We start from the raw sequence: 24,935 nt of genomic DNA, 5'->3' as shown, positions 1-24,935 counted from the left end.
TCCTTCGGCAGGCTCCCGCCCAACGCAGGCGTGGGCAGAAGGGGGGAGGCTGGGGCAGCCAACAGCCAACAGCCAACAGCCAACAGCCAACAGCCAACAGCCGGAAATGCAATACAGCCGATGCGCCATTGTTGCGCTCGGCTGTTTTTCGTGGGCTGAGGCTGATGCTTCAGACCTCGGGCTTGGCGGTGTTGCGCAGGAGATAGATCTCGTCTTCCACGTAGGTGGCCAGCCGCTCGGCGCTGTGCTGAATGGTGCGCAAGGCGTTGGTCACCACGTCCGTGTCGCGCAGGCCTTCGGGCGATAGCAGCCATGCCTGGGCGAGCTGGGAGATGGAGGAGACCTCGTTGCAGCCCATCTGGACCATTCGGTTCACCTCGGTGATGGAGAAGTTCAGCTGCGTGGTTCTTGCGCTGGTGGATCGTGTTTCCCGCTTCATGACCTTGCCCTGCAGGTGACGGTAACCAGGATGGGACATATGGCGTGCATGGTTTCGCTCTCCTCTGTGAGATGGAAGCCACCCGCTTTACGTTTTGAAGCGCGAAGAAGGTGGACGGGATGTTCAAAACACGTACAGAGCCGTGCGGACGCCCTTGCGGGTAGCCCCATCCCGTCCGTAACCGCAGGGACGTGGGCAGGCGCCCACGGTCCGATGATCCAGACGTGACAAGGCCTCGCTGACGGGGAGGCTGCACCGCTCTATAAAGGTGTTTTGAAGCACCAGCCCCTGAACAGGGGGCCGGTCGAAATGATAGATGCTTTGGACGACGAGCGCGCCCAAAAAATGGCCGAGCGAAGCAACGGCCCGCACCAACTTCCCGTATGTCAGCGCCTGCGGCGTGGTGGTTGCGGGGTTGCAGTCCTGCCGAAGGACAGGACTGCTTCGTGATCTGACTCGCTGCGGTTGTCTGAGCGGCGCGCGAAGCGCAAAGCGAGTTCCGCAGCGAACCCCGCAACCGCCACGACGCAGGTTGCCCGCAGCGAAGCGGAGGGTCGCGGACATCCGGGTCGCCTTCTTTGATCTGACCTTTCTTGGCGAATCAAGAAAGGGCAGTCGGCCGCCGGGCCGAGACCCGGCCTCGAAAAACAACCACCCGGCAGGGGCAGAAACGAGCAACACCAGGGGCAGAAACGAGCAACAGCAGGGACAAGAACGAGCAACAGCAGGGGACGGCCCCGTTCAAGACTCCTTGAACAGCCTCTCCCCCACAAAATCCACAAACGCCCTCACCTTAGGCGACAACTGCCGGCTCGACGCCCACAACGCCGAAAACTGCCCCGTGTGCGTCAGGTCCTCGGCCAACACCCGCTGCAGTTCGCCACGCCCCAGTGCATCGCGCGCCAGGAAGTCCGGCATATAGGCCAGCCCCATGCCCGCCACGGCCGCGCCCAGCATGGCTTCCATGTTGTTGCAGACCAGGGCGGCGGGCAGGTGGGGCGGCATGCCGGGCAGCACCCATTCCTCCAGCTTGCCGCTGCTCAGGAAGCGGTAGCGCAGGCAACTGTGCTGTGCGAGTTCGGCGGGGGATTGCGGTATGCCCCGTGCCGCCAGGTAGTCGGGCGAGCCGGCCAGGATGAAGCGGAACGGCCCCAGCCGGCGCGCGACCAGGCGCGAGTCGGCCAGTTCGCCGCTGCGGATGACCACGTCCAGGCCGGCCTCGACCACGTCCACCAGGTGGTCGTTGAAGTCCAGGTCCAGGTCAACCTCCGGGTACAGGGCCTGGAACTCGGGCAGCACGGGCAGCAGGAAGCGGTAGCCGATGGTGGGCAGGCTCACGCGCAGCCGTCCGCGCGGCGCCTCGGCGGCGGCCTGCATGGTGGCGCGCGCATCGTGCAGTTCATCCAGGATGCGGCGGCAGCGCTCGTGGAACAGCGCGCCTTCCTGCGTGAGGCGCACCTGGCGCGTGGTGCGCTGGAACAGGCGCAGGCCCAGTTGCTGTTCCAGCCGCGCCACGTTCTTGCCTACGGCCGAGGCCGAGATGCCCAGGGCGCGCCCGGCCTCGGCAAAGCTCAGCAGGTCGGCTGCACGCACAAAGGATTCGAGTCCGCTGAAGCTGTCCATGTCGATTGCCAACCTTGGGTTGGGAGTGTGGGGAGTCTGGCGCCTATTCTCACGGCATTGCAGCGCTTTTATCGTTCATGCATGCCTGGCCATGTGCGGCCGGGAAATTGCGAAAGCCTTGCCAACCATGTCCTCCTGCCTGACTTCTTCCCGCGCACCGGATGCGCTCCACGGTACAGCGCGACCGCGTGCATCCCCGGTCTGGGTGCTGTTGTCGGTGTGCCTTGCGGCGCTGGCGATGCCGCTGAGCTTTACCGGGCCGGCCGTGGCCCTGTCTGCGCTGCGCGAGGCGCTGGGCGGCGGGCCGCTGGCGCTCAACTGGGTGACGAATGCCTTCATGCTGAGCTTTGGCGCCACGCTGATGGCCGCCGGCGCGCTGGCCGATCTGCACGGGCGGCGGCGCGTTTTCCTGACCGGGCTGGGCGTGGTGCTGGCCAGTGCGCTGGCCCAGGCCTGCCTGGGCGGGCAGGGGGCCATTGTCGTGTTCAACCTGCTGCGTGCGCTGCAGGGCCTGGGCGCGGCCGCCGCGCTGGCGGGCGGCACGGCGGCGCTGGCCCAGGTGTTCGACGGGACGGTGCGCATGCGCGCCTTCAGTGGCGTGGGCACGTCGTTCGGCGTGGGCCTGGCCTTCGGGCCGTTGCTGTCGGGTTGGTTGCTGGGCGTGGCGGGCTGGCGCGGCGTGGTGCTTTGCGTGGCCGCCGTGGCGCTGGCCGCGCTGGTGCTGGGGCTGCGCTGCATGCCTCAGTCGCGCAATCCGAAGGCGCAGCGGCTGGACCGGGCCGGTGCGCTGCTGTTCACCGCAGCCCTGGCGCTGCTGACCTGGGGCGTGCTGCAGGGGCCGGAGGCGGGCTGGTCCAGCGGGGCGGCGCTGCTGCCGCTGGCCGGTGCCGCGCTGGCGCTGGCGGCCTTTGTGGCCGTGGAGCGGCGCGTGCAGCAGCGCACGGGGCAGCCCATGCTGGACCTGTCGCTGTTTCGCTATCCGCGTTTCGTGGGCGTGCAGTTGCTGGCGGGTGCGCCGGCCTATGCCTTCGTGGTGCTGCTGGTGCTGCTGCCGGTGCGCTTCATCGGCGTGGAGGGCATGGCGCCGCTGCAGGCGGGGCAGCTGATGTTTGTGCTGTCCCTGCCCATGCTGTTCGTGCCGTTGCTGGCGGGCTGGCTCACGCGCTGGGTTTCGGCCGCGCTGCTGTGCCTGGCGGGGCTGCTGGTGTGCGCGGCGGGCCTGCTGTGGCTGGGCGGGTGCGCGCCGGGCACGGCCTTTGCGCAGATGGCGCCCCCGCTGCTGCTGATCGGCCTGGGCATCGGGCTGCCCTGGGGCTTGATGGATGGCCTGGCTGTGAGCGTGGTGCCCAGCGAGCGCGCCGGCATGGCCACGGGCATTTTCAGCACGGTGCGCGTGGCGGGCGAGGGCATGGCGCTGGCGCTGGTGGGCGCGGGGCTGGCCGCATTGCTGGCATGGCGCCTATCGGCCCTGGCAGCTCAGGCGCCCCAGGCGGTGCAGGCGGTGCATGCCACCGGCCGCGCGGCGCAGTTGCTGGTGACGGGGAACATCGCCGAGGCCATGGCCCTGCTGCCCGGCCTGTCTGCACCCGCCGTGCTGGCGGCCTATGGCCAGGCCTTTGGCATCTTGCTGGATGTGCTGGCGGGCATCACGGTGCTCACGGCGCTGGCGGTGTACGGGTTCCTGCGTGCCGGGGCCCCCACGGATACCGGTACGGGCACGGACATGGCACATGCCTGACAATCGCGGGTTTCACTCAGCCGCCAGCCGCTTTTCGCCATGTCAGAGGAATCCCAGAACAACGCCCCCCAGACCCCCTATGAATGGATCGGCGGCGAGCCCAGGGTGCAGGCCCTGGTGGACCGTTTCTACGATCTCATGGACCTGGAGCCCGGCTATGCCGAACTGCGTGCCGCCCACGGCAGCACGCTGGCCGATGCGCGCCAGAAGCTGTTCTGGTTCCTGTGCGGCTGGCTGGGCGGCCCCGACCATTACCAGGACCGCTTCGGCCACCCGCGCCTGCGCATGCGCCACATGCCGTTTTCCATCGGCATCCTGGAGCGCGACCAGTGGGTGGCCTGCATGGACCAGGCCATGGGCGAGACCGGCGTGCCCGAAGAGCTGCGCGTGCGCCTCAAGGCCAGCTTCATGAACACGGCCGACTGGATGCGGAACCGGTAGCAGGTGGCTGCCCCCGGCGCTGCTGAAAAAAAGGGCCGGCCCCCTGCAGGAGGCCGGCCCAAGCAGCAATCTGTTGGGGTTCAGAGCTTTTCGTCGCGCATGTAGTACCAGTGGTACAGGAACCGCTGCCCCAGCCGGCGAAACGGCGCAAACGCGGGTGAGCGCACCATGTTGAAGACGTTCGGATACTCCAGCTCCGAGTTGTAGATGGGCAGCTCGAAGGTCTTGCTCTGGCGCCCCGCGATGCGCTCGGCCATGCGCCGGCCCGCGTGGGCCGAGAAGGAGACGCCGTTGCCGCCATAGCCCACGGCGTAGAAGATGCTCTGGGCAGGATCGGGCTGGAAGACGCGCGGCATCATGTCGTGGCTCACATCGACCCAGCCCCACCATGAGTAGTCGATGGTGATGCCCTTGAGCGCCGGGAACTTGCGGTGCAGGCCGTCCACCAGCTTGGCCATGTGGATGGGGTTGGGCGCATCGGCACCCGTGACGGCGCTGCGGCTGCCGATCTGCACGCGGTTGTCGGGCAGGCGGCGGTAGTAAAAGCGCAGCGTGCGCGTGTCGGTGATGACCTGGGTGGTCTTGAAGCCCGTGGCCTCCAGTTCCTGCTCGGTCAGCGGTCGCGTGACCAGCGAGTTCGAGAGGATGGGCATGATCTTGGAGCGCAGGCTGCCATGCAGGGCGTTGCTGGTGTAGCCGCCCGTGGCAAAGCCCACGGCGCGCGCCCGCACGGTGCCGCCGGGCGTGCGCAGGTGGTGCACGCCGTTGCGCGTCTCGACGTCCAGCACCGGGCTGGCCGGGTGCACCTTGACGCCCAGCTCCCGCGCCTTGCGCAGGTAGCCGAAGGCCAGCTTGAGCGGGTGCACGCCGATGCCGTCGGGCTCGTGCATGGCGCCGTGGCTGTCGGCATCGTTCACATAGTCGCGGCGCAGCTCCTCGGGGCTGAGCATGCGGGCGTCATAGCCGAAGACCTCGCGCATGATCTGGGTCTCGTTGCGCAGGAAATCCAGCTTCTTTTCGCGGTGGGCGATGTAGAGGTGGCCGCCGGGCTGGGGCTCGCACTCGGGGAATTCGGCCACCAGGTCCTTGAAGGTCTGGAAGCCCTCGCGGATCTCGGCGTCGAGCTTGAGCGCCACGTCCTTGCCCCAGCGCGCAATCCACTGCGAGCGGTACAGGCGCCCGCTGGCGTTCTGCCCCTGGCCGCCGTTGCGGCTGGTGCAACCCCAGGCGGTCTGGTTGGCGTCCAGCACCACGGCGCGTATGCCGTGCTCGCGCGCCAGGAACAGGGCCGTGGCCAGGCCCGTGAAGCCCGAGCCGACGATGGCCACGTCCACGTCCACGTCCATGTCGCCGCTGACGGGGCCGTCATCGTCTGGCGGGCGTCCCGCCGTGCCGACCCAGTAAGTGGGCGCATAGCCCGTGCCGTGGCCCGGGTTGGCGGCCACCAGCGGGTCGTACTGAGGGTCGTAGGGACGCAGGTGGCTGGGGCGGATGTCCTCGGCTTTCATGGCGGATGTCTCCTGGTGCGGCGGCTTGGGATCTGCCGCTTTTTGCTATGGATTCGGTGGAATGGGGCCAATGCCGGCAAGCCCTGCAAGGCGGTGCGCCGACGATGGAATCAGCATAGCCAGCAGGCCATGGAGCCAGTTAGCGCCACAGCCCAGCTTTCGATAGAGCCAGTGGCGGCCGGTGCGCGCGCCTGGACCTAACGATTGATGGCATCTGGTTCTAACGGGTCCGTGTGCCTGCTACCTACCATGGCCCATCGACATTTCGATGACGCGGCGCGGCGGCCCTGCCCGGGGCCCGGCGCCGTGGTACCCACCACAGACAAGGAGACAGCATGAGCGCAGACACCAACCCTCCGGATGCCCAGTTCCTGGCCCGCTTCGCCGAGGCCTGGAACCGCCACGACATCGAGGCCCTGATGGGCTTCATGGCCGATGAATGCGAGTTCCACGCCGTGGCCGGGCCCGATCTCATGGGCCGCAGCTTCGTCGGCCGCCAGGCGGTGCGCGAGGGTTTCCAGATGGCCTGGCAGGCCTTCCCCGACGCGGCCTGGCTCGATGGAGACCATTTCGTGCAGGGCGACCGTGGCGTGTCCGAGAGCACCTTCAAGGGCACCAAGGCCGACGGCCTGCGCGTGGAAGCGCGCATGGTGGATGTCTTCACCTTCAAGGACGGAAAGATCGCCGTGAAGAACGCCTTCCGCAAGGACCGCCCGCCGGTGGCGGCCGCCTGACGGCGCGGGGCCTTGCGGCCCCGTGCCACCGGGAACACCGGATACGCCACGGCAAGGCGCGCACCTGCGCAGCCACCACAACAGAGCATCAGCCGTGGCGCCTGAACGCAACAGGAGACAAGACATGATCGGACATCAGCAAGCCTCTTCGCCGGGGCTTTCACACGGGCTCAAACAGCGGCACATGACCATGATCGCCCTGGGCGGCGTCATCGGCGCCGGGCTGTTCGTGGGCAGCGGCGTCGTCATCAAGTCGGCCGGGCCGGCCGCGATTCTTTCCTTCCTCATCACGGGCCTGCTCGTGGTGCTGGTCATGCGCATGCTGGGCGAGCTGGCCTGCTCCATGCCCGGCGGAGGGTCCTTCTACGAATATGCGCGAGAGGCCTGGCGCGACCGCCCCGGCGTGGGCCGGCTGGCAGGCTTTCTGACGGGCTGGATGTACTGGTACTTCTGGGTCATCGTCGTGGCGCTGGAGGCCGTGGCCGGTGCCGACCTGGTGCGCTACTGGCTGCCCGATGTCCCCAACTGGAGCATCAGCCTGGTGCTGCTGGTGATGCTGACGCTGACCAACCTGGTCTCGGTGAAGTCCTTTGGCGAGTTCGAGTTCTGGTTCGCCTCCATCAAGGTGGCGGCCATCGTGGTCTTCCTGTTCGTGGCCGGCGTCTACGTGCTGGGCCTGACGCCTGCGTCGCAGGGCATGCACTTCGGCAACCTCACCGGCAATGGCGGCTTCATGCCCAACGGCATCGTGCCGGTGCTGACCGGGGCCGTGGCGGCCACGGGCTTTTACTTCGGCGCCGAGATCGTGACCATTGCGGCGGCTGAAACGGCCGAGCCGCAGAAGGCCGTGGCCAAGGCCACCAGCTCGGTGATCACGCGCGTGCTGGTGTTCTATGTGGGCTCCATCTTCCTGGTGGCCTGCCTGGTGCCCTGGAATGCGGTTGGCATCGCCACGCCGTATGTGAGCGCACTGAACACCATGGGCGTGCCCGCTGCCGCGCAGATCATGAACGCCATCGTGCTGACGGCCGTGCTGTCGGCGCTGAACTCGGGGCTGTATGCATCCTCGCGCATGCTGTTCGCGCTGACGCGGCGCGGCGATGCGCCCCAGGCGCTGGCCAAGGTCAGCCGCAACGGCGTGCCCACGCGCGCCATCCTGGTGGCCACGGTGTTCGGCTACGGCGCCGTGGTGATGTCCTATGTGTCGCCCGACAAGGTGTTCGCCTTCCTGGTCAATTCCTACGGCACGGTGGCGATCTTCGTCTACATCCTGATCGCCATCTCGCAGCTGCGCCTGCGCTCCCGCCTGGAGCGTGAGGCGCCGCACCTGCTCAAGGTGCGCATGTGGTGCTATCCGTACCTGACCTGGTTCGCCATCTTCGGCATGCTGTCCATCGTCATCGCCATGGCCTTCATTCCCGAGCAGCGCACACCGCTGGCGCTGGGCGTGGCCAGCCTGTGCATCCTGCTGCTGGCCTATGGCGTGCGGCAGTTCCTGCAGCGTGGCGTGGCGCCGGTGGTGTCCTCGCTGTCCGAGGCCGCGCAGCCCGAACCGCAGAAGTACTGACTCAGGGCGACGGGACCGGCAGGGCCGGTTCCGGCCACTCCTTGCGTTACTTCTCGGGCTGCTCCTCACGGATCGCATCGGCCAGGGCCTTCACGCCCTGGCCGATGTCGTTGGCGGGTATGGACTGGTAGCCCATGCGCATGTAGCTGCCGGGCGTGCCCGGGCGTGCGAAGAACACATCGCCGGGCTCGATGAGCACGCCGTGCGCTGCGGCGCGCTGCGCCAGGGCTTCGACAGGAATGTGGTCGGGCAACTGCACCCAGCACGAGCCGCCGCCGCGCACGGGCGTGATGCGGCAGCCGGGGGCATGCTCGGCCATGGCGGCCGTCAGCGCCGCGTGCCGCTCCTTCTGCGCCTGGGCCAGGCGCCGCTGCTGGGCCTCGTAGTGGCCCAGGGAGATGAACATGGCCAGCGTGCGCTGCACGAAGGTGGCGGGGTGGCGGATCATGAGCCGGCGCAGCGCGCGCAGCTCGCGTATCAGCTCGGGCGCAGCCACGATGTAGCCCACGCGCAGGCCCGGCGCCAGGCTCTTGGACAGGCTGCCCACGTAGATCACGCGGTTGCTGCGGTCCAGGCTCTTGAGCGCCGGAATGGGCTGGCCGTCGAAGCTGCTCTCGCTCTCGTAGTCGTCCTCGATGAGGATGATGTCGTGCGCCTCGGCCATCTCCAGCAGCGCCTCACGCCGCGCCAGCGGCATGGTCACGCCCGTGGGGCATTGGTGGCTGGGGGTCACGTAGAGGTAGTCGAGCTGGCGCAGCAGCGGCGTGACCGGCAGGCCCTGGCCGTCCACCGGCAGCGGGATGACCTGTGAAGTGCGGCTGCTGAAGATGTTGCGCGCGTCGGGGTAGCCGGGCTCCTCGATGCCCACGGCCGTGCCCTCGCGCATCAGCAGGTCGGCCACCATGTAGAGGGCGTGCTGCGCACCCACGGTAATGATCAGCTCGTCGGCCGAGGCCCAGACGCCGCGCCTGGGCAGGATCTTGGTCTGCACCTGCTGGATCAGCATCTCGTCGTCGCGCGCGATCTGGTCGGGCGCCCACTGGCGTATGTCCAGCACGCCCAGGGCCTTGAGGCAGCATTCGCGCCAGGCGGCCGTGGGAAACAGCTCCTTGTCGAACTGGCCGTACAGGAAGGGATAGGGGTAGCGCTGCCAGTCCTCTTCCTTGACGATGCTGCGCTGCTGGCTGGGCAGCAGCCACAGGCGCCGCGACCAGTCGGTGCGGCGGCCTTCGCCAGGCGTGCTGCTGGCCGCAGCGCCGCCCGGCGTGCGCCCCTTGAGTACGTCGGGATGGATGAAGTGGCCCTTGCGCTGGCGGCTCAGCAAAAAGGCTTCCTCGGCCAGTTGCTGGTAGGCCAGCACGACGGTGATGCGTGCCACGCCCAGGTGGCGCGCCAGCTCGCGGCTGGAGGGAATGGATTCGCCGGGTGCGAGGATGCCCGAGAGGATGGCATCGACCAGCATCTCGCGGATCTGGCCCTGCAGGCTCAGGGAGGGGCGGGCGCTGCGGCGAAACAGCTGCCCCCACATGGCGCCCTCGGGCGGTTGCGGCTGCATGGCCGCGCGCTTGTCTGTCATGTCTTGTCGTTCCCGCCGCTGCGGCGGGCCGCTCGCTGTGTTTGTCTCCCGCGCAGGTGCAGGGCAGGGCCTGCATCCGCGACCGGCCAATATAGGCCAGCCGGTGCGCCACGGGGCCCGGAGTTTGCGATGGTTGCAATTTTTGCGGAGAGGCCGGAAATTGATATACAATCGTTGTCTTGGCGGCTGTAGCTCAGCTGGATAGAGTACTTGGCTACGAACCAAGGGGTCGTGGGTTCGATTCCTGCCAGCCGCACCAAAACGACAAGCCTCAGAACTGCAAAGTTCTGAGGCTTTTTCGTTTCAGGCGCCCGCACAAGCCCGCACAGAGGCCGTGGCAATGGTTCAGGCGCTGGGCAACGGTTATTTTTCGATATTTTCATGGTTTTCCGTAAGCGTTCAAAAAGCACGCTATAATTCGAAGCTTGGCGGCTGTAGCTCAGCTGGATAGAGTACTTGGCTACGAACCAAGGGGTCGTGGGTTCGATTCCTGCCAGCCGCACCAAAGCGACAAGCCTCAGAACTGCAAAGTTCTGAGGCTTTTTCGTTTGTGCCGCCGTTGGTGTCGAGGTTTGTGCGGCGTCTTCGCCTGCTGCGGTGATCTGTGTGAAGATCGGCTCCCTATGAGCAAGGCTTTCACCAAGGAATCCGACGGCGACGACGATGATGAAGTCGGCCTGCCGCCCTTGCCGCCGGGCGGCAAGAACTACATCACGCCCCAGGGCTTCGCGCGGCTGAAGACGGAGCTGCTGGACCTGATCGACAACGAGCGCCCGCGCATCGTGGAAATCGTGCACTGGGCGGCCAGCAATGGCGACCGCTCCGAGAACGGCGACTATCTCTACGGCAAGAAGCGCCTGCGCGAGATCGATAGGCGCATCCGCTTTCTGACCAAGCGGCTGGAGATCGCCGAGGTGGTCGATCCCTCCGTGCATGCCGGCAGCGAGCAGATCTACTTCGGCGCCACCGTCACCTATGTCGATGACGAGGGCGAAGAGCGCACCATCACCATCATGGGCATCGACGAGGCCGACAGCGCACGCCAGCAGGTCAGTTGGATCGCACCCGTCTCGCGCGCCCTGCTCAAGGCCCGTGTGGGCGACGAGGTGGCCCTGCCCACACCCGCAGGTGTGCGCACGCTGGAAGTGCTGGAAGTCACCTACCCGGAGCCGGGCAGCGCCGCCGGGTGAGCGTTCAGGGCTGCAGTTTCTGCAGCAGCTCCAGCGTGGGATAGCCGTCGGCCACCAGGCCCTGGCTTTGCTGGAACTGGCGCAGGCCCGCGCGCGTGGCCGGGCCCATCACGCCATCGGCCGTGCCGGCCGAAAATCCCCGTTCGTTGAGCGCGGCCTGCAAGGCGCGCAACTGCTCGCGCGACAGCGGTGCCAGATCGCGCGGCCAGGCCGCCTGCACGCCCGGGCCGCCGGCCAGTTGCTGCGACAGCAGGCCCACGCCCAACGCGTAATTCACGGAGTTGTTGTAGCGCAGGATGGTGCGGAAATTGGCACCCACCATGAAGGCCGGCCCGCGCGCGCCGGCCGGTGCGATCACGCTGGCATCGGCCATGGCGGGCAGGGCGGAGCCGTCCACGGCCTGCACGCCCTCGGCCGCCCATTGCGCGCTGTCCTGGCGCACGCTGGTCTCGGCGCGTGCATGGTCAAAGCCTGCCGGCAGGCGCACTTCCACGCCCCAGGGCTCGCCCGTCTTCCAGCCCGAATGGGCCAGGTAGTTCGCCGTGGAGGCCGTCACATCGGGCAGGCTGCCCCAGATGTCGCGGCGGCCATCGCCATCGGCATCCACCGCATAGGCCAGGAACACGGAGGGCAGGAACTGCGTGTGGCCCATGGCACCCGCCCAGGAGCCGATCATGTGGGCCGCATCGATATCGCCGTTGTCGATGATGCGCAGGGCTGCGAGCAGCTCCTTTTGCGCCCAGGCGGCGCGCCGGCCGTCGAAGGCCAGCGTGGCCAGCGCATCGACCGTGGGGAAGTTGCCGAAGTTGCCGCCGAAATTGCTTTCCATGCCCCAGATGGCGGCGATCACCTCGGCCGGCACGCCATAGCGCTGGCTGGCCGACTGCAGCGGTGCAGCCGCTTCGCGCAGCTTGGCACGGCCCTGGGCAATGCGCTGGGCGGATACGGCGCTGTCCAGGTACTGCCAGGGCGTGCGCGTGAACTCGGGCTGCGAGCGGTCCAGCTGCACCGCGCGGCGCTGCAGCCGGGCAGGCTCCAGTGCGCTGCGCACGGTTTTCTCCGAGATGCCGGCGTCCAGCGCCTTGCGCGCGAAATCCCGCTTCCATGCTTCGAAGCTGGTGGCCTCGGCCTGCTGGGCGGCGTCCGGCGCGGTGGCCGGTTCGGGCTGCACGGGCGCGACAGGCGCCGTGGGGGCGGGCATGGAGGGCGGCACCGTGACCGGCGCAGGCGCCGGCCGGGACGCGCAGCCGGCCAGCAGCACGGCGGCCAGGGCGGTGGCCAGGGCGGCACGGTTGAGCGCGGCGGGATGGCGGGCGGTGGGAAAAGCTTGGGCAGTGGCGTGTGCGGCGGCTTGGGCGGTGGCGTGTGCGTGGTGCATCCGGCCATTGTCTCCGCTGCGCCCCGGCTCGGAGTGCAACACGGTGTTTCTGCATTGGGCGTGCGGGGCCGCTATGCTGTGCGGCCATGACCGCCATCGCTCCGCCGCCATCACCGTCCCCGGTTCTGCACGATGCCGCGCTGGCCCTGCGCGCCTTGCTGCCGCCCGGCCGGCGCTGGCTGGTGCTGACGGGCGCGGGCTGCAGCACGGGCTCCGGCATTCCGGACTACCGGGATCTGGAAGGCCAGTGGAAGCGCCCCCAGCCGGTGACGCTGCAGGCCTTCATGGGCAGCCATGCCACGCGCCAGCGCTATTGGGCGCGCAGCCTTCTGGGCTGGCCCGTGATGGCGCAGGCCAGGCCCGGCCAGGCCCACGCGGCACTGGCGCAGTTGCAGCGGCGCGGATGGATCGAAGGCCTGGTCACCCAGAATGTGGACGGCCTGCATACGGCCGCGGGCAGCGATGGCGTCATCGACCTGCACGGCCGCATCGCCGCCGTGCGCTGCATGGGCTGCGGCGCCGGCATGGAGCGCGCCGTGCTGCAGGCCATGCTGCTGGAGCGCAACCCCGGCTGGGCCGGCCTGAGCGCCCAGGCCGCGCCCGACGGCGATGCCGATCTGGAGGGGCGCGACTTCAGCCGCTTCGACGTGCCGGCCTGCCCGCACTGCGGCGGCGTGCTCAAGCCCGATGTGGTGTTCTACGGGGAAGGTGTGCCCAGCCAGCGGGTGCAGGCCGTGCGCGCCATGCTGCAGCAGGCCGGCGGGCTGCTGGTCGCCGGTTCTTCGCTGATGGTGTATTCAGGCCTGCGCTTTGTGCATGAGGCCGTGGCCCAGGGCAAGCCGGTGGCCGCCATCAACCAGGGCCGCATGCGCTCCGAGGATTTGCTGGCCCTCAAGATCGAGCAGGACTGCGGCCCGTTGCTGCAGCAGCTGGCCCAGGACCTGGCGCAATGAAAAAGCCCCGCAGGAGCGGGGCAGTGTTCAGGGGATGACGCGCGATGCGCGCACCACCGAGTGCACGCGGCGCAGGTTGCGCAGCGCGGACTCCACCTGCTGGTTGTCGTGCACCGAGATCACGAAGCACAGGTCCGTGGTGCTCATGGCCGCCTCGTCGGCCATGTCCACGCGCAGGATGTCCACCTCGGCGCCGGCCAGCTCGGCCGCCACGCGCGCGAGCACGCCCTTGCCGTTGTTGACGGTGACCACGATGCGAGCCTCGAACAGGCGCGCGGCATCCATCTCATCGGCCCACTCGACCACGATGAAGCGGTCCCTGTCCTTTTCCTGCAGGCGCTGCGCGATCTTGCACTGCGCATGGTGGACGATCAGGCCTTCGCCACTGCCCAGGTAGCCCACGATGGGGTCGCCCGGCACGGGGCGGCAGCATTGCGCGTAGTGGATGGAGCCCTGGTTGGAGCCGTCCAGCAGCACGGCACCCTGGAAGGGGCGGTTGCTGGAGTTGAAGCGTTCGCGTGTGAGCAGCAGGGCGTCGGGCCGGTGGCCGTGGCGCGCCATCAGCGCCGTCAGGCGCGAGGCCACCAGCGACGCAATGCGCCGGCCCATGCCGATGTCCACCATCAGGTCGGCGCGGCTGCGGCTGCCGGCCATGCGCAGCACCTCGTCCCACAGTGCCTGGTTGGCCTCGTCGGCCGGCGGCACGGCATCCATGCCTTCGGCACGCATGGCCTGGGCCAGCAGGTTCTCGCCCAGGCGGGCCGATTCGCTTTGCGCGGCCGACTTCAGGTAGTGGCGGATCTTGGAGCGCGCGCGGCCCGTCTTCACGAAGCCCAGCCAGGCCGGGTTGGGCGTGGCGTCCTCGGAGGTGACGATCTGCACCACGTCGCCGCTCTTGAGTTCGGTGCGCAGCGGCACTTCCTCGTTGTTGATGCGCGCGGCCGTCATGTGGTTGCCGACCTTGCTGTGGATGGCGTAGGCGAAGTCCACCACGGTGGCGCCGCGCGGCATGGCCATGATCTCGCTCTTGGGCGTGAACACGTAGACGGCGTCGGGGAACAGGTCCACCTTGACGTGGTCCCAGAACTCGGCCGCATCGCGCGTCTCGTTCTGTATGTCCAGCAGCGACTGCAGCCACTGCGTGCCCAGCTGCTCGGAATCGTGGCCGGGCTGGGCCTTGTACAGCCAGTGCGCGGCGACGCCGGCTTCGGCGACGATGTGCATTTCCTCGGTGCGGATCTGGAACTCGATGTTCACGCCCGAGGGGCCCACCAGCGTGGTGTGCAGCGACTGGTAGCCATTGTTCTTGGCAATGGCGATGTAGTCCTTGAAGCGGCCCGGCATGGGCTTGTACATCTGGTGCAGCACGCCCAGCGCGGTGTAGCAGTCGATCACGCGCGGCAGGATGACGCGAAACCCGTAGACGTCCGTCACCTTGGCAAAGCTCAGCTGGTTCTTCTCCATGCGCAGATAGAGCGAATACAGCGTGCTTTCGCGCCCTGCCAGGCGTGCCTGCAGGCCTGCGCCGGCGAACTCCGCATTGACCTCGTCCTGCACGCGCTGGACCAGGTCGCGGCGGCGCTTGCGCGAGCGGGCGATGGCCTTTTCCAGCGTGGCATAGCGCCAGGGATGCAGGTGGCGGAAGGCCAGGTCCTGCAGCTCGCGGTAGGTCTGGTTCAGGCCCAGGCGGTGGGCGATGGGTGCGTAGATCTCCAGCGTCTCCGACGAGATGCGGCCCCACTTGTTGCGCGGCATGTCGCCCATGGTGCGCATGTTGTGGGTGCGGTCGGCCAGCTTGATCAGGATGACGCGCACATCGCGCGCCATGGCCAGCAGCATCTTGCGGAAGGACTCGGCCTGGTTTTCCTCACGCGTGTTGAACTGCAACTTGTCCAGCTTGGTGAGGCCGTCGACCAGCTCGGCCACGTCCTGGCCGAAGCGCTGGGCGAGGTCGGCCTTGGTGACGCCGCAGTCTTCCATCGCATCGTGCAGCAGCGCGGCCATCAGGGCCGGGGCGTCGAGCTTCCAGCTCGCGCACAGCGCGGTGACGGCAATGGGATGGGTGATGTAGGGTTCGCCGCTGCTGCGCCACTGGTCGCTGTGGGCCAGGTCGGCAAAGGCATAGGCTTCGCGCACCTGCTCGATGCTGGTGGCATCCAGGTAACCCAGGTGCTCCATCAGTCCGGCAAAGGCATTGGCCGACACGCTCGCTGCCTGCTCTGCAGACATGCGCTCGGGCCGGGGTGTCGGTACGGGATCAGAGGGGGCTGTGAACGAAGTCAAGGCCGCTTTCATGACTTAAATGTAGCGTGCATGCGGGTTTGTGCAGGCTTCATGTAAAAAAAGCACCGCTGTGCGGTGCTCTTTGTGGGGCCATTGTGTTGCTTTGCAGCAAATCAGCCCGGAACCTTCTTCAGCATCTCCAGGCCGACCTTGCCTTCGGCGATCTCGCGCAGGGCGGTGACACCGGGCTTGTTCTTGGTTTCGATCCTGGGCGTGTGGCCCTGGCTCAGCATGCGGGCGCGGTAGGTAGCGGCCAACACGAGCTGGAAGCGGTTAGGGATCTGCTCCAGGCAGTCTTCAACAGTGATGCGTGCCATCAGGATCTCCGGGAAACGTCAGTTGGATACAGAAATATTGAGAGACTCGAAGGTCTCTGCGCGGCGGCTGCGCTGAGCCGCATACTTGAGGCGCTGGGCGTGGATGATCGTCTTGAGATCAAACAGTGCGCTCTCGAACAATTCGTTGATTATAACGAAGTCGAATTTCGCCACCTGGGCCATCTCCTCGGCCGCGTTCGTCAGGCGCAGTTCGATCACCTCGGGCGCATCCTCGCCCCGGTTTTCCAGGCGTGCGCGAAGCTCGTCCCAGCTGGGCGGCAGGATGAAGATCAGAACGGCGTTCGGAAACGCTTCCTTGACCTGCAGCGCGCCCTGGTAGTCGATCTCCAGCAGCACGTCGGTGCCGACCTGGATGCGCTCTTCCAGCGCCTTCTTGGCCGTGCCGTAGCGGCGGCTGTGCACATTCGCCCATTCGACGAAGGCGTTGTTCGACACCATGGTGTCGAATTCCTGGTCGGAGACGAAGTAGTACTCGCGGCCGTGCTTTTCCTGCCCACGCGGCGCGCGGGTGGTGTGGGAGACGGAGGGCGAGACGCGCGCATCGAACTCGCGCAGGGCTCGCACCAGGCTGGACTTGCCGGCCCCGCTGGGGGCCGAGACGACAAAGAGGTTTCCGGGGTAATCCATGGATTTGTGCGCAGTTTGGTTACGCATGGGCATCTGTGATGGGCTTATTCGATGTTCTGCACCTGCTCGCGCATCTGCTCGATCAGCACCTTCATGTCCACGCTGATGCGGGTCAGCTCCAGCGTGGCGGACTTGGAGCCCAGCGTGTTGGCTTCGCGGTGCAGTTCCTGGATCAGGAAATCCAGGCGCTTGCCGATCTCGCCGCCCTTCTTGAGCAGGCTCTGGATCTCGTCCAGGTGCGAGTCCAGGCGGGTGACTTCTTCCGCCACGTCGATGCGGATGGCAAAGGCCGTGGCCTCGGTCAGGGCGCGGTCCTGGGCGGCTTCGGGCGCCACGGCGCCTTCGGCCAGGGCCATCGCTTCCTTCCAGCGCTCCATGAAGCGCAGGCGCTGCTGCTCCACAAGCTGGGGCACCAGGGGCGTGGCGTCTGCCGCGAGCTTGCGCAGCTGGGCGATGCGGTCCAGCAGCATGGTGGCCAGGCGCTTGCCTTCGCGGGCGCGGGCCTCCAGCAGTTCGGTCAGGGCCTGCTCTGCCAGCGTGGGCAGCATGCTGCTCCAGTCGATGGCCGAGTTGGCGCCGCTGCTGGCCAGGCGCAGTGCGTCGGAGACGGACAGGCTGCGAGCGTCGGGCAGCCATGACTGGACGGTGTCCTGGAGCATGGCCAGGCGCTGCAGCATGGCGGTGGAGGGATCGGGCAGGGAGTTGCCGTCGTCGTTGTCGATGGCGGCGCGCACTTCGACCTTGCCGCGCTTGAGGCGGGCGGTCAGAAGGGCCCGCAGGGCCGGCTCATGGGCGCGCAACTCGTCGGGCAGGCGGAACGAAAGATCCAGGAAGCGGCTGTTGACCGAGCGGATCTCCAGACCGAGCCGGCTGTTGCGGCCCGACGCTCCACCATCTTCTGCGGACGCGCCGTGCTGGGCACTGGCGTATCCGGTCATGCTGTAAACTGGCATTGGACTTTTGATGGATGCTTGCAATTGCCCGATTATCCGGGTTTCGCCTCATCCCTGAGACTCACCGGAGAAAAATGTCTTCCAAGATCAAGCCGGCGCCATTGCCGCCAGGCAGCACGATCGGCGGCTATCGGGTGGTGCGCAGGCTTGCTTCCGGCGGTTTCGGCGTCGTTTACCTGGCCTTGGATGCAGAGGGCAAGCAGGTTGCGATCAAGGAATACCTGCCCGCATCGCTGGCCACCCGTGCCCCCGGAGAGTTGCAGCCCGCCGTGGCTCCCGAAAAGCTTTCACTGTACCGCCTGGGCCTCAAGAGCTTCTTCGAGGAAGGGCGTTCCCTTGCACAGATCTCGCACGCTTCCGTGGTCAGCGTGCTCAACTTCTTTCGCGAGAACGAAACCGTCTACATGGTGATGAACTACCTGGAGGGTGCCACCCTGCAGGACTTCGTTGTCACCGCGCGCGAGCTCAAGGCCGAGAAGGTGTTCCGCGAATCGACCATCCGCTCGCTGTTCGATGAGGTGCTGCGCGGCCTGCGCATCGTGCACCAGCACAAGATGCTGCACCTGGACATCAAGCCGGCCAACATCTTCATCACCAATGACGACCGCGCCGTGATGATCGACTTCGGCGCGGCGCGCGAAGTGCTGTCCAAGGAAGGCAACTTCATCCGCCCCATGTACACGCCGGGCTTTGCTGCGCCTGAGATGTACCGCCGCGATGCGTCGCTCGGCCCCTGGACCGACATCTACGCGATTGGCGCCTGCATCTATGCCTGCATGCAGGGCTTTCCGCCCAACGAGGCGCCGCAGCGCCAGGACAAGGACCGGCTCACGCTGGCGCTGACCAAGCTGCGCGGCGTGTACTCGGACAACCTCATCGAAGTCGTCGAGTGGTGCATGGCCATGGACCCGGGCTCGCGCCCGCAGTCGGTGTTTGCGCTGCAAAAGGAATTGAGCCGCGAGGGTGAGCGCCGCTACACCAAGCTCAGTGTCTCCGAGCGCATGCGCCTGCAACTGGACACGCTGGTGACCGACGCCAAGAAGAACATGCAGAAGATCAGCGGCGCGGCAGGCCTGCCGGCCGTCGGCCAGGAGCGCAAGCCATGAGGTTTTCGGTATTTCAGCTGAGCCGCCGCGGCGGCCGGGCGCTCAATGAAGACCGCATGGGCTACTGCTACACGCGGGAGGCCGTGCTCTTCGTGCTGGCCGACGGCATGGGCGGCCATCCCGAAGGCGAGGTCGCCGCGCAGCTGGCGCTGCAGGTGATGTCCGTGCATTTCCAGCGCCAGGCCAAGCCGCTGCTGGACGATCCGCAGGGCTTTCTGGTCGATGCGCTGCTGCATGCGCACCGGCAGATCCTGCGCTACGCCAGCGCCAAGGGCATGATCGATACGCCGCGCACCACGCTGGTGGCGGCCGTCATCCAGAAGGGCAAGATCACCTGGATCCACTGCGGCGACTCGCGCCTGTACCTGGTGCGCGGTGGCGAGCTGCTGGTGCGCACGCGTGACCACTCCTATCTGGAGATGGGCGAGATCGCCGCGCAGCTCAAGACATCCAGCCGCAATGTGCTGTTCACCTGCCTGGGCTCGCCGTCCAAGCCCATCTACGACGTAACCGAGCCGCGCCGGCTGGAGCAGGGCGACAAGCTGCTGCTGTGCTCCGACGGCCTGTGGGGCAGCGTGGACGAAGGGCACCTGATGCGCACCCTGCACGGCCGCACCGTGTCCCAGGCCATCCCCCAGCTGGTGGAAACGGCGCTGCGCAACGCGGGCGATGCCAGCGACAACGTCACGGCCATCGCCATGGAGTGGGAGACGCCCGACGCCTTCGAGTCCACCATGGGCATCTCCACCCAGGACATCGAGAACGACGCGTTTGAATCCACGATCCAGGGGGGGCCAATCGAAGACCTGGAAGATGAGCTGGATGACGCCGCCATCGAGCGCTCCATCGCCGAGATCAACGAGGCGATACGCCGCTCGGCCGAGCGCCAGTTCAAGCGCTGAACGCCGCTGCCGGCCCGCAGCAGCGGTGCCGGTGGCGCGCATGGACTACCGAACCTATTGACGACAAAGGGCGCACGGGCGCCCGACTGGATTTCTACGATGAAGATTGTGTTGGCCTCCAACAACCGCGGCAAGCTCGCCGAGCTGCAAGCCATGTTCGCCCCGCTGGGCGTTGAACTGATTCGCCAGGGCGACCTGTTCGAGGGCGAGGCGCCCGAGCCGCATTGCACCTTCGTGGAGAACGCGCTGTCCAAGGCCCGCTTCGCGGCCGAGCGCACGGGCCTGCCCGCCATTGCCGACGACGCCGGCATGTGCGTCTCGCACTTCGGCGGCCTGCCGGGCGTGGACACGGCCTACTACTGCACGCAGTTCGGCTACGAGAAAAGCGACGACAACAACGTGCGCGCCCTGCTGGAGCAGATGCAGGGCGTGGCCGACCGCCGCGCCGCCATGGTCAGCACCCTGGTGGGCGTGCGCAGCGCCAGGGACCCCGAACCGCTGATCGCCATGGGCCGTGTGCTCGGCGAGATCACCACCGAGCGCCGTGGCACGCAGGGCTTCGGCTTCGACCCCGTGATGTACATCCCCGAGCTGGGCCAGACCTTTGCCGAGATAGACCCGGCCGTGAAGCACGCGCACAGCCACCGCGGCCGCGCCACGCTGCAGATGATCGAACTCGTGCGCGAGCGCTGGGTACGATGATTCCCATCCAGCCCCAGGATTCGGCCTCCGGCGCCCAGGCCGCCGTGCAGCGCGACATCCAGCACTACATGCGCCCCGGCACGCTGCAGCTGGGCAGCCTGCCGCCGCTGTCGCTGTATGTGCACCTGCCCTGGTGCATTCGCAAGTGCCCGTACTGCGACTTCAACTCGCACGAGCATGGCCGCGACGGCCCCGAGCTGCCCGAAGACCGCTACATCGACGCCCTGGTCGCCGACCTGGAGAGCGCGCTGCCGCTGATCTGGGGCCGCACCGTGCACAGCATCTTCATCGGTGGCGGCACGCCCAGCCTGTTCGCGCCCGAGTCCATCGACCGGCTGCTGGCCGCCATCCGCGCGCGCCTGCGCATGGAGGCCGACTGCGAGATCACCATGGAGGCCAACCCCGGCACCTTCGAGACCGACCGCTTCCGCGCCTTCCGCGCGGCCGGTGTCACGCGGCTGTCCATTGGCGTGCAGAGCTTTGACGACCGCCTGCTGCAGGCCGTGGGCCGCGTGCACGACGGCGCCCAGGCGCGTGCGGCCGTGCGCGAGGCGGCCGACAGCTTCGAGACCTTCAACATCGACCTGATGTACGCGCTGCCCGGCCAGACCGAACTGGACCTGGCGCGGGACCTGGATGTGGCCATGTCCTTCGCCCCGCCGCACCTGTCGGTCTATCACCTGACCATCGAGCCCAATACGTATTTCGCCAAGTTTCCGCCGGCCATCCCCGAGGACGACCTGGCCTACGACATGCTGGACCGCATCACCGCGCGCACCGCTGCCGCGGGCATGCAGCGCTACGAGATCTCGGCCTATGCGCGTGAGGGCCACCAGTGCTGGCACAACCGCAACTACTGGCAGTTCGGCGACTACCTGGGCATAGGCGCGGGCGCGCACAGCAAGCTCAGTTTTGCGCACCGCATCGTGCGCCAGGTGCGCTTTCGCGATCCCGCGCGCTACATGGACCAGGCCCTGGCCGGCGCGCCGCTGGCGCAGGACGGCGAGGTGCGCCGTGCCGACCTGCCCTTCGAGTACATGCTCAACGCGCTGCGCCTGCGCGAAGGCTTTGCGCTGCAGGAGTTCATGGAGCGCACGGGCCTGCCGCTGTCCTCCATCGCCAAGGGGCTGGACGCCGCACAGGCCAAGGGCCTGATCACGCGCGACCTGGGACGGGTGGTGCCCACGGAGCGGGGCTTTGATTTCCTCAGCGATCTGCAGGAGTTGTTCCTGGCGGAGTGAGCGGGCCAACGACCATTGAAAAAGGACGCCTCGGCGTCCTTTTTTCATCCAGCGCCACAGCGCAATCGGTCGGCGATCAGCCGCAGCGCACGGCCACGATGCGGCCTGTGCCGTCGACCACCAGGTTCAGGCGTTCCTGGTTGAACTCCATCGTCGTTGGCTGGCCTTCGCGCAGCACGCGGGCCATGTAGGCGCCCGACTGCTTGCGGGCGGCCTCCAGCGTGGCCGAGGTATTGCTCTTGCCCACGAAGGACTGCGCCGATGCCGCATTGCAGACCTGCACGGGGCGCGGGGCCGGTTGCGCCGCGCCGCCGCCGCTGCCACCAAAAGGATTGCTCATGCCGGCGCAGCCTGCCACCAGGGTGGTGGCGCCCAGCAGGGCCAGGGCGGCAAGACGGCGTTGGAGGGCGGGGGCGGTCATCGGCATGGTCTGTCTCCTCGATTCATGGGGTGTTGCTGCGCAGTATCAGGGCAGCCGCGGGCGCGCTGCCTCGGACAATGCCGCATACCTTAGCCGGGCTGAGCCGGGCCAAGGCGAAGCCGAAGGCATGCGGAAGTAACAGGTGGCAGCAAAGGCTTCAGCGCCGCGCGCTGCGGCCTTCCGCGGGGGCGTGGTGGAAGACCGTGGCCTCCATGCCCATGGCGCGTATCTTGGCGGCCGCCTGATCGGCGCTGCGCTGCTTGGCAAAGGGGCCTGAGCGCACGCGCACGATCTCGCCCTTGTTGCTGTGCAGGGTCTGGCTGAGCGTGGGCAGCTTGGCTTTCTCCAGCCGCTCCACCACGCGCCCGGCATTGCCAGCTTCAGAGAACACGCCGATGTTGATGTAGTAGTTGCCCGGCTCCAGAGCCGCCGAGGCGGCCTTGGCAGGTGCCGGGGCCTTTGCGACGGGTTCGGCGGGCTTGGCTGGTTTGGTTTCAGCCGCCACCTTGGAGGGCTTGGCGGGCGTTGGCGCAGGCGTAGGTGCAGGTGCTTTGGCTGGCACCAACGCGGCCTTGACGGGAATGGCTGCCGCTGCAGTGGCCGCGACGGCACCCGCGGCGCCGGCCGCTGCCACGACGGGCATGGGTTCGACCGTGCCGGAGACGGTGCTGCCGGCAGCGGGCAAGGGCGCTTGCGGATCAGGGCGCGCCTCGGTCTGGGTAGCCGGCTCTTGCGGCTGGGGTATGGGGGAGGGAGTGGGGGCGGGAGTAGGGGCGGGTGTGGGCGCCGGTTCCGTCCTTGGCGTTTCAACGGCGGGTACGGCTGCGGCGGGCGTTGGCGCCACGGCTGGTGCAGCTGGCGAAACTGGTGCAGCGGCCGGTATGGATTCGGACGGAGTCACCTCGGACGGGATCACCTCGGTCTGTGCCGCCATGAAATGTGGCATGCCCGACAGCGCCCAGATGCCTGCACCGGCAGCGGCGGCAAGCACCGCACCGGCCGCCACGGCCAGCCGCTTGCGCAGGGGCGTGGCCGCGCGGCGGGCCAGGCGTTCGTGCGCTGCGGCCATGTTGGGGGCCTCGCCAATGGCTTGCAGCGTGTGGCGGCGCACATGGTGCCAGTACAGGGCATTGGCGCCCAGGCCGGGAATGGCAACGGCCAGCAGGATCAGCGTGGCATCGATGCCGTGGGCAATCGCCGGGGGCAGGCCCAGCGCGGGGCGCAGCAGCAGGCCCCAGACCAGGCCCGTGCCGCCGGCGGCCAGCGCATAGAGGCCGCCCTCTTGCCACAGCCCGCGCAGCCCGCACCAGGGCAGGGTGAACAGGCCTGCGGCCAGGTTCCAGGTAGGCAAGGGCTTGCCCAGCGCATCGAAGCGCTCGAACAGGCGCAGGTAGTAGTCGCGTGAGGGCTCGCCAATCAGGCTGGCGTACAGGCCCGGCATCAGGCCGGTGCCCTGTCCGCCCGTAAAGCTGGTGGCGCCGGAATGTGCGCCGGCGCCTGCCCGCTCGTTGGGGGCAGTGCCGTCATCGCCGTGCTGCAGCGCGTAGGCTGCGGCGGCGAAGGCGCTGGCTATCGAGGGCGGCAGTTTGCTGGGGCTCTTGGGAGAGTCGGCCGTGTCGGGCCTGCTGGCACTGCCGGGCTCGGCAAAGGCGGGCTCCTGCCGGGCAGGGGCCGCCTGCCTTCCGAAGTCGATGGTGGCGGGAGGTGCTGAGATGGCGTCTTCCGATGGGGCGGGCATGTCAGCAATTGTGTCATGCACTCATGGCTGTCGGAATCACGACATTCGGGCGGATCGATCGGGTGAATCAATCGGTCAGACCAATCGCGCAGATCAATCGCGCAGATCAATCGACCCCGATCGATCTGCCTTTGCCATCAGGCCTGGCGCGCGGGCAGCACGGTGGCGCGGCACTCGCCGAAGCCGATGCGCGCGGCGCCCGGCTTCTCGCACCAGCCGCGCAGGATCACGGCATCGCCATCCTGCAGGAAGGTGCGGCTCTCGCCATTGGCCAGGGCCACGGGCTTCTTGCCGCCTTCGGTCAGCTCCAGCAGCGCACCGGCCTCGCTGGAGGTGGGGCCGGACAGCGTGCCCGTGCCCAGCAGGTCGCCGGGCTGCAGGTCGCAGCCGTTGACGCTGTGGTGGGCCACCAGCTGGGCCATGGTCCAGTAGGCGTGGCGGTAGCTGGTGTGGGTGATTTGCTGGGCGGCCTGGCCTTCGGCGCGCATGCGGCCGGTCTCCAGCGCCACGCTCAGCTGCACGTCGAACGCGCCGCGCTCGGAGTTGGCGGCCGAACTCAGGTAGGGCAGGGGCTGGGGATCGGCGGCGGGCCGCGTGAACGCCGTGCGGTAGGGCTCCAGCGCCTCCAGCGTCACGATCCAGGGCGAGACCGTGGTGGCGAAGTTCTTCGACAGGAAGGGGCCCAGCGGCTGGTACTCCCAGGCCTGGATGTCGCGCGCCGACCAGTCGTTGAGCAGGCACAGGCCGAAGATGTGGTTCTCTGCCTCGTCCATGGAAATCGCCTCGCCCCAGGCGTTGCCGGCGCCGGTGTAGATGCCCATCTCCAGCTCATAGTCCAGGCGTGCGCAGGGCTTGAGCGCGGGCGCGGCGGCGTCGGGTGCCTTCAGCTGGCCCATGGGGCGGCGGAAGTCCACGCCCGACACGCGCAGGCTGGACGCACGGCCGTGGTAGCCGATGGGCACCCACTTGTAGTTCTCCATCAGCGGGTTGTCCGGGCGGAACAGCTTGCCGACGTTGGTGGCGTGGTGCACCGAGGTATAGAAGTCCGTGTAGTCGCCGACCTGGGCCGGCACCGTGTATTCCACGTCGGACTGGGCCACCAGGCAATCCTGCAGGGCCGCTTGCGCGGCAGCGCCTTCGCGCAGCGCGCGCGACAGCGCCAGGCGCAGGGTCGACCAGGCGGCCGGTCCCATGGCCATGAAGCCGTTCAGGTGCTGTTGCGAAGCGGCTTCCAGCTGCGGCTGCACGGCATCGCCCAGGGCCTTGAGGGCGCTGGCGCGCGCCAGGTCCAGCACCTGGTCGCCAATGGCCACGCCGCCGCGCCAGGCCTCCTGGCTGCCTGCGCGGCGGAACACCGCAAACGGCAGGTTCTGGATAGGGAAGTCGCTGGCGCCGGTATTGGCCGAGGCCACCCAGCTGCGCAGGCCTGCGTCATGGGTTTCGTTCAAGGACATCTGTCTCTCCTGGTTGGGTTTGT

General features: G+C 67.8%; 22 protein-coding genes and 2 tRNA genes. 12 read left to right on the top strand and 12 right to left on the bottom strand.

All coding sequences use genetic code 11. The annotated features are described in order from the left end of the window. Nucleotides 1-169: 169 nt before the first annotated feature. Nucleotides 170-478: a hypothetical protein gene (locus AC57B5_RS12715; RefSeq protein WP_496399661.1), complete on the bottom strand. Its 309-nt coding sequence runs from the start codon at nt 476-478 to the stop codon at nt 170-172. A 702-nt stretch (nt 479-1,180) separates the two neighbouring features. Continuing rightward, on the bottom strand, nt 1,181-2,062 hold the full coding sequence (locus tag AC57B5_RS12710; protein ID WP_016450758.1) for a LysR family transcriptional regulator: 882 nt from the start codon (nt 2,060-2,062) through the stop codon (nt 1,181-1,183). A 205-nt stretch (nt 2,063-2,267) separates the two neighbouring features. Here AC57B5_RS12710 and AC57B5_RS12705 point away from each other — a divergent pair, with 205 nt between their 5' ends. Then, a complete protein-coding gene (locus AC57B5_RS12705) occupies nt 2,268-3,800 on the top strand; it encodes an MFS transporter (RefSeq protein ID WP_496400112.1) in 1,533 nt (510 codons plus the stop codon). A gap of 39 nt (nt 3,801-3,839) precedes the next feature. Continuing rightward, nucleotides 3,840-4,241: a group II truncated hemoglobin gene (locus AC57B5_RS12700; RefSeq protein ID WP_047325961.1), complete on the top strand. Its 402-nt coding sequence runs from the start codon at nt 3,840-3,842 to the stop codon at nt 4,239-4,241. Between the two features lie 80 nt (nt 4,242-4,321). Here the strand turns inward: AC57B5_RS12700 and AC57B5_RS12695 are convergent, their stop codons facing one another. Next, on the bottom strand, nt 4,322-5,749 hold the full coding sequence (locus AC57B5_RS12695) for an NAD(P)/FAD-dependent oxidoreductase (protein WP_496399660.1): 1,428 nt from the start codon (nt 5,747-5,749) through the stop codon (nt 4,322-4,324). 335 nt (nt 5,750-6,084) lie between these two features. Between AC57B5_RS12695 and AC57B5_RS12690 the strand changes: the two genes are divergently transcribed. Together AC57B5_RS12690 and AC57B5_RS12685 are read left to right on the top strand one after the other, a co-directional pair. Next, the gene (locus AC57B5_RS12690) at nt 6,085-6,483 is read left to right on the top strand and encodes a nuclear transport factor 2 family protein (RefSeq protein ID WP_013803799.1); all 399 of its coding nucleotides are present in this window, start codon (nt 6,085-6,087) and stop codon (nt 6,481-6,483) included. A gap of 124 nt (nt 6,484-6,607) precedes the next feature. Next, nucleotides 6,608-8,050: an amino acid permease gene (locus AC57B5_RS12685; protein WP_012203946.1), complete on the top strand. Its 1,443-nt coding sequence runs from the start codon at nt 6,608-6,610 to the stop codon at nt 8,048-8,050. Between the two features lie 46 nt (nt 8,051-8,096). Here the strand turns inward: AC57B5_RS12685 and pdxR are convergent, their stop codons facing one another. Then, entirely contained in the window at nt 8,097-9,626 is a 1,530-nt protein-coding gene (pdxR, locus tag AC57B5_RS12680) for a MocR-like pyridoxine biosynthesis transcription factor PdxR (RefSeq protein ID WP_199962530.1), read from the bottom strand. 182 nt (nt 9,627-9,808) lie between these two features. On the opposite strand from pdxR, the gene AC57B5_RS12675 reads away from it, so the two are divergent. The 3 genes from AC57B5_RS12675 (at nt 9,809) to greB (ending at nt 10,816) form a co-directional block, all read left to right on the top strand. Further along, nucleotides 9,809-9,885 (top strand) — tRNA-Arg (locus AC57B5_RS12675). Nucleotides 9,886-10,054: 169 nt separating this feature from the next. After that, nucleotides 10,055-10,131: transfer RNA gene (locus AC57B5_RS12670), tRNA-Arg, on the top strand. A gap of 118 nt (nt 10,132-10,249) precedes the next feature. After that, nucleotides 10,250-10,816, top strand: coding sequence for a transcription elongation factor GreB (gene greB, locus AC57B5_RS12665; protein WP_013803797.1), 567 nt, complete (start codon nt 10,250-10,252; stop codon nt 10,814-10,816). A gap of 4 nt (nt 10,817-10,820) precedes the next feature. Here the strand turns inward: greB and AC57B5_RS12660 are convergent, their stop codons facing one another. Further along, nucleotides 10,821-12,194 carry a lytic murein transglycosylase gene (locus tag AC57B5_RS12660; protein ID WP_486302644.1) on the bottom strand — a complete coding sequence of 458 codons (1,374 nt, stop codon included), beginning with the start codon at nt 12,192-12,194 and terminating at the stop codon, nt 10,821-10,823. 86 nt (nt 12,195-12,280) lie between these two features. Between AC57B5_RS12660 and AC57B5_RS12655 the strand changes: the two genes are divergently transcribed. Then, a complete protein-coding gene (locus AC57B5_RS12655; protein WP_496399659.1) occupies nt 12,281-13,147 on the top strand; it encodes an NAD-dependent protein deacetylase in 867 nt (288 codons plus the stop codon). A 27-nt stretch (nt 13,148-13,174) separates the two neighbouring features. Here the strand turns inward: AC57B5_RS12655 and AC57B5_RS12650 are convergent, their stop codons facing one another. The 4 genes from AC57B5_RS12650 to AC57B5_RS12635 form a co-directional block, all read right to left on the bottom strand. Continuing rightward, nucleotides 13,175-15,442: a RelA/SpoT family protein gene (locus AC57B5_RS12650; protein ID WP_207444592.1), complete on the bottom strand. Its 2,268-nt coding sequence runs from the start codon at nt 15,440-15,442 to the stop codon at nt 13,175-13,177. Between the two features lie 101 nt (nt 15,443-15,543). Continuing rightward, nucleotides 15,544-15,747, bottom strand: a complete 204-nt coding sequence (gene rpoZ, locus AC57B5_RS12645; RefSeq protein ID WP_012203952.1) for a DNA-directed RNA polymerase subunit omega — start codon at nt 15,745-15,747, stop codon at nt 15,544-15,546. Between the two features lie 18 nt (nt 15,748-15,765). Continuing rightward, nucleotides 15,766-16,395 (bottom strand): guanylate kinase, encoded by a 630-nt coding sequence (gene gmk / locus AC57B5_RS12640; RefSeq protein ID WP_496399658.1) that lies wholly within the window; start codon nt 16,393-16,395, stop codon nt 15,766-15,768. Between the two features lie 44 nt (nt 16,396-16,439). After that, on the bottom strand, nt 16,440-17,333 hold the full coding sequence (locus AC57B5_RS12635) for a YicC/YloC family endoribonuclease (protein WP_071954590.1): 894 nt from the start codon (nt 17,331-17,333) through the stop codon (nt 16,440-16,442). 89 nt (nt 17,334-17,422) lie between these two features. Here AC57B5_RS12635 and AC57B5_RS12630 point away from each other — a divergent pair, with 89 nt between their 5' ends. From AC57B5_RS12630 to hemW, 4 genes are all read left to right on the top strand, one after another. Then, a complete protein-coding gene (locus tag AC57B5_RS12630; protein WP_012203955.1) occupies nt 17,423-18,454 on the top strand; it encodes a serine/threonine protein kinase in 1,032 nt (343 codons plus the stop codon). Next, nucleotides 18,451-19,356: a PP2C family protein-serine/threonine phosphatase gene (locus AC57B5_RS12625; RefSeq protein ID WP_012203956.1), complete on the top strand. Its 906-nt coding sequence runs from the start codon at nt 18,451-18,453 to the stop codon at nt 19,354-19,356. Before AC57B5_RS12630 ends, AC57B5_RS12625 begins: the two co-directional genes overlap by 4 nt. Before the next feature lie 99 nt (nt 19,357-19,455). Next, nucleotides 19,456-20,058, top strand: coding sequence for a non-canonical purine NTP pyrophosphatase (locus AC57B5_RS12620; protein ID WP_496399657.1), 603 nt, complete (start codon nt 19,456-19,458; stop codon nt 20,056-20,058). Further along, on the top strand, nt 20,055-21,299 hold the full coding sequence (hemW, locus tag AC57B5_RS12615) for a radical SAM family heme chaperone HemW (protein WP_199138552.1): 1,245 nt from the start codon (nt 20,055-20,057) through the stop codon (nt 21,297-21,299). The genes AC57B5_RS12620 and hemW overlap by 4 nt, the downstream gene beginning before the upstream one ends. Before the next feature lie 76 nt (nt 21,300-21,375). Here the strand turns inward: hemW and AC57B5_RS12610 are convergent, their stop codons facing one another. The 3 genes from AC57B5_RS12610 to fahA all read right to left on the bottom strand — a co-directional run bounded on the left by AC57B5_RS12610 (nt 21,376) and on the right by fahA (nt 24,912). After that, nucleotides 21,376-21,726, bottom strand: coding sequence for an I78 family peptidase inhibitor (locus tag AC57B5_RS12610; RefSeq protein WP_013803790.1), 351 nt, complete (start codon nt 21,724-21,726; stop codon nt 21,376-21,378). A gap of 151 nt (nt 21,727-21,877) precedes the next feature. Then, nucleotides 21,878-23,458, bottom strand: a complete 1,581-nt coding sequence (locus AC57B5_RS12605) for an SPOR domain-containing protein (RefSeq protein WP_496399656.1) — start codon at nt 23,456-23,458, stop codon at nt 21,878-21,880. Between the two features lie 137 nt (nt 23,459-23,595). After that, nucleotides 23,596-24,912 carry a fumarylacetoacetase gene (fahA, locus tag AC57B5_RS12600; RefSeq protein ID WP_496399655.1) on the bottom strand — a complete coding sequence of 439 codons (1,317 nt, stop codon included), beginning with the start codon at nt 24,910-24,912 and terminating at the stop codon, nt 23,596-23,598. Between the last annotated feature and the right edge of the window lie 23 nt (nt 24,913-24,935).

Source organism: Delftia sp. BGA-UO-ETr-SB1 (genome assembly GCF_059567865.1).
This window is presented reverse-complemented; position numbering and strand designations above follow the sequence as displayed.

Coding starts and splice junctions, on each gene's coding strand:
- gmk (WP_496399658.1), bottom strand. CDS start 16,395: ATGGATTACCCCGGAAACCTCTTTGTCGTCTCGGCCCCCAGCGGGGCC.
- AC57B5_RS12685 (WP_012203946.1), top strand. CDS start 6,608: ATGATCGGACATCAGCAAGCCTCTTCGCCGGGGCTTTCACACGGGCTC.
- AC57B5_RS12660 (WP_486302644.1), bottom strand. CDS start 12,194: ATGCACCACGCACACGCCACCGCCCAAGCCGCCGCACACGCCACTGCC.
- AC57B5_RS12620 (WP_496399657.1), top strand. CDS start 19,456: ATGAAGATTGTGTTGGCCTCCAACAACCGCGGCAAGCTCGCCGAGCTG.
- AC57B5_RS12610 (WP_013803790.1), bottom strand. CDS start 21,726: ATGCCGATGACCGCCCCCGCCCTCCAACGCCGTCTTGCCGCCCTGGCC.
- AC57B5_RS12625 (WP_012203956.1), top strand. CDS start 18,451: ATGAGGTTTTCGGTATTTCAGCTGAGCCGCCGCGGCGGCCGGGCGCTC.
- pdxR (WP_199962530.1), bottom strand. CDS start 9,626: ATGACAGACAAGCGCGCGGCCATGCAGCCGCAACCGCCCGAGGGCGCC.
- AC57B5_RS12605 (WP_496399656.1), bottom strand. CDS start 23,458: ATGCCCGCCCCATCGGAAGACGCCATCTCAGCACCTCCCGCCACCATC.
- AC57B5_RS12655 (WP_496399659.1), top strand. CDS start 12,281: ATGACCGCCATCGCTCCGCCGCCATCACCGTCCCCGGTTCTGCACGAT.
- AC57B5_RS12695 (WP_496399660.1), bottom strand. CDS start 5,749: ATGAAAGCCGAGGACATCCGCCCCAGCCACCTGCGTCCCTACGACCCT.
- greB (WP_013803797.1), top strand. CDS start 10,250: ATGAGCAAGGCTTTCACCAAGGAATCCGACGGCGACGACGATGATGAA.
- AC57B5_RS12700 (WP_047325961.1), top strand. CDS start 3,840: ATGTCAGAGGAATCCCAGAACAACGCCCCCCAGACCCCCTATGAATGG.
- fahA (WP_496399655.1), bottom strand. CDS start 24,912: ATGTCCTTGAACGAAACCCATGACGCAGGCCTGCGCAGCTGGGTGGCC.
- AC57B5_RS12630 (WP_012203955.1), top strand. CDS start 17,423: ATGTCTTCCAAGATCAAGCCGGCGCCATTGCCGCCAGGCAGCACGATC.
- AC57B5_RS12635 (WP_071954590.1), bottom strand. CDS start 17,333: ATGACCGGATACGCCAGTGCCCAGCACGGCGCGTCCGCAGAAGATGGT.
- AC57B5_RS12715 (WP_496399661.1), bottom strand. CDS start 478: ATGTCCCATCCTGGTTACCGTCACCTGCAGGGCAAGGTCATGAAGCGG.
- AC57B5_RS12710 (WP_016450758.1), bottom strand. CDS start 2,062: ATGGACAGCTTCAGCGGACTCGAATCCTTTGTGCGTGCAGCCGACCTG.
- rpoZ (WP_012203952.1), bottom strand. CDS start 15,747: ATGGCACGCATCACTGTTGAAGACTGCCTGGAGCAGATCCCTAACCGC.
- AC57B5_RS12690 (WP_013803799.1), top strand. CDS start 6,085: ATGAGCGCAGACACCAACCCTCCGGATGCCCAGTTCCTGGCCCGCTTC.
- AC57B5_RS12650 (WP_207444592.1), bottom strand. CDS start 15,442: ATGAAAGCGGCCTTGACTTCGTTCACAGCCCCCTCTGATCCCGTACCG.
- hemW (WP_199138552.1), top strand. CDS start 20,055: ATGATTCCCATCCAGCCCCAGGATTCGGCCTCCGGCGCCCAGGCCGCC.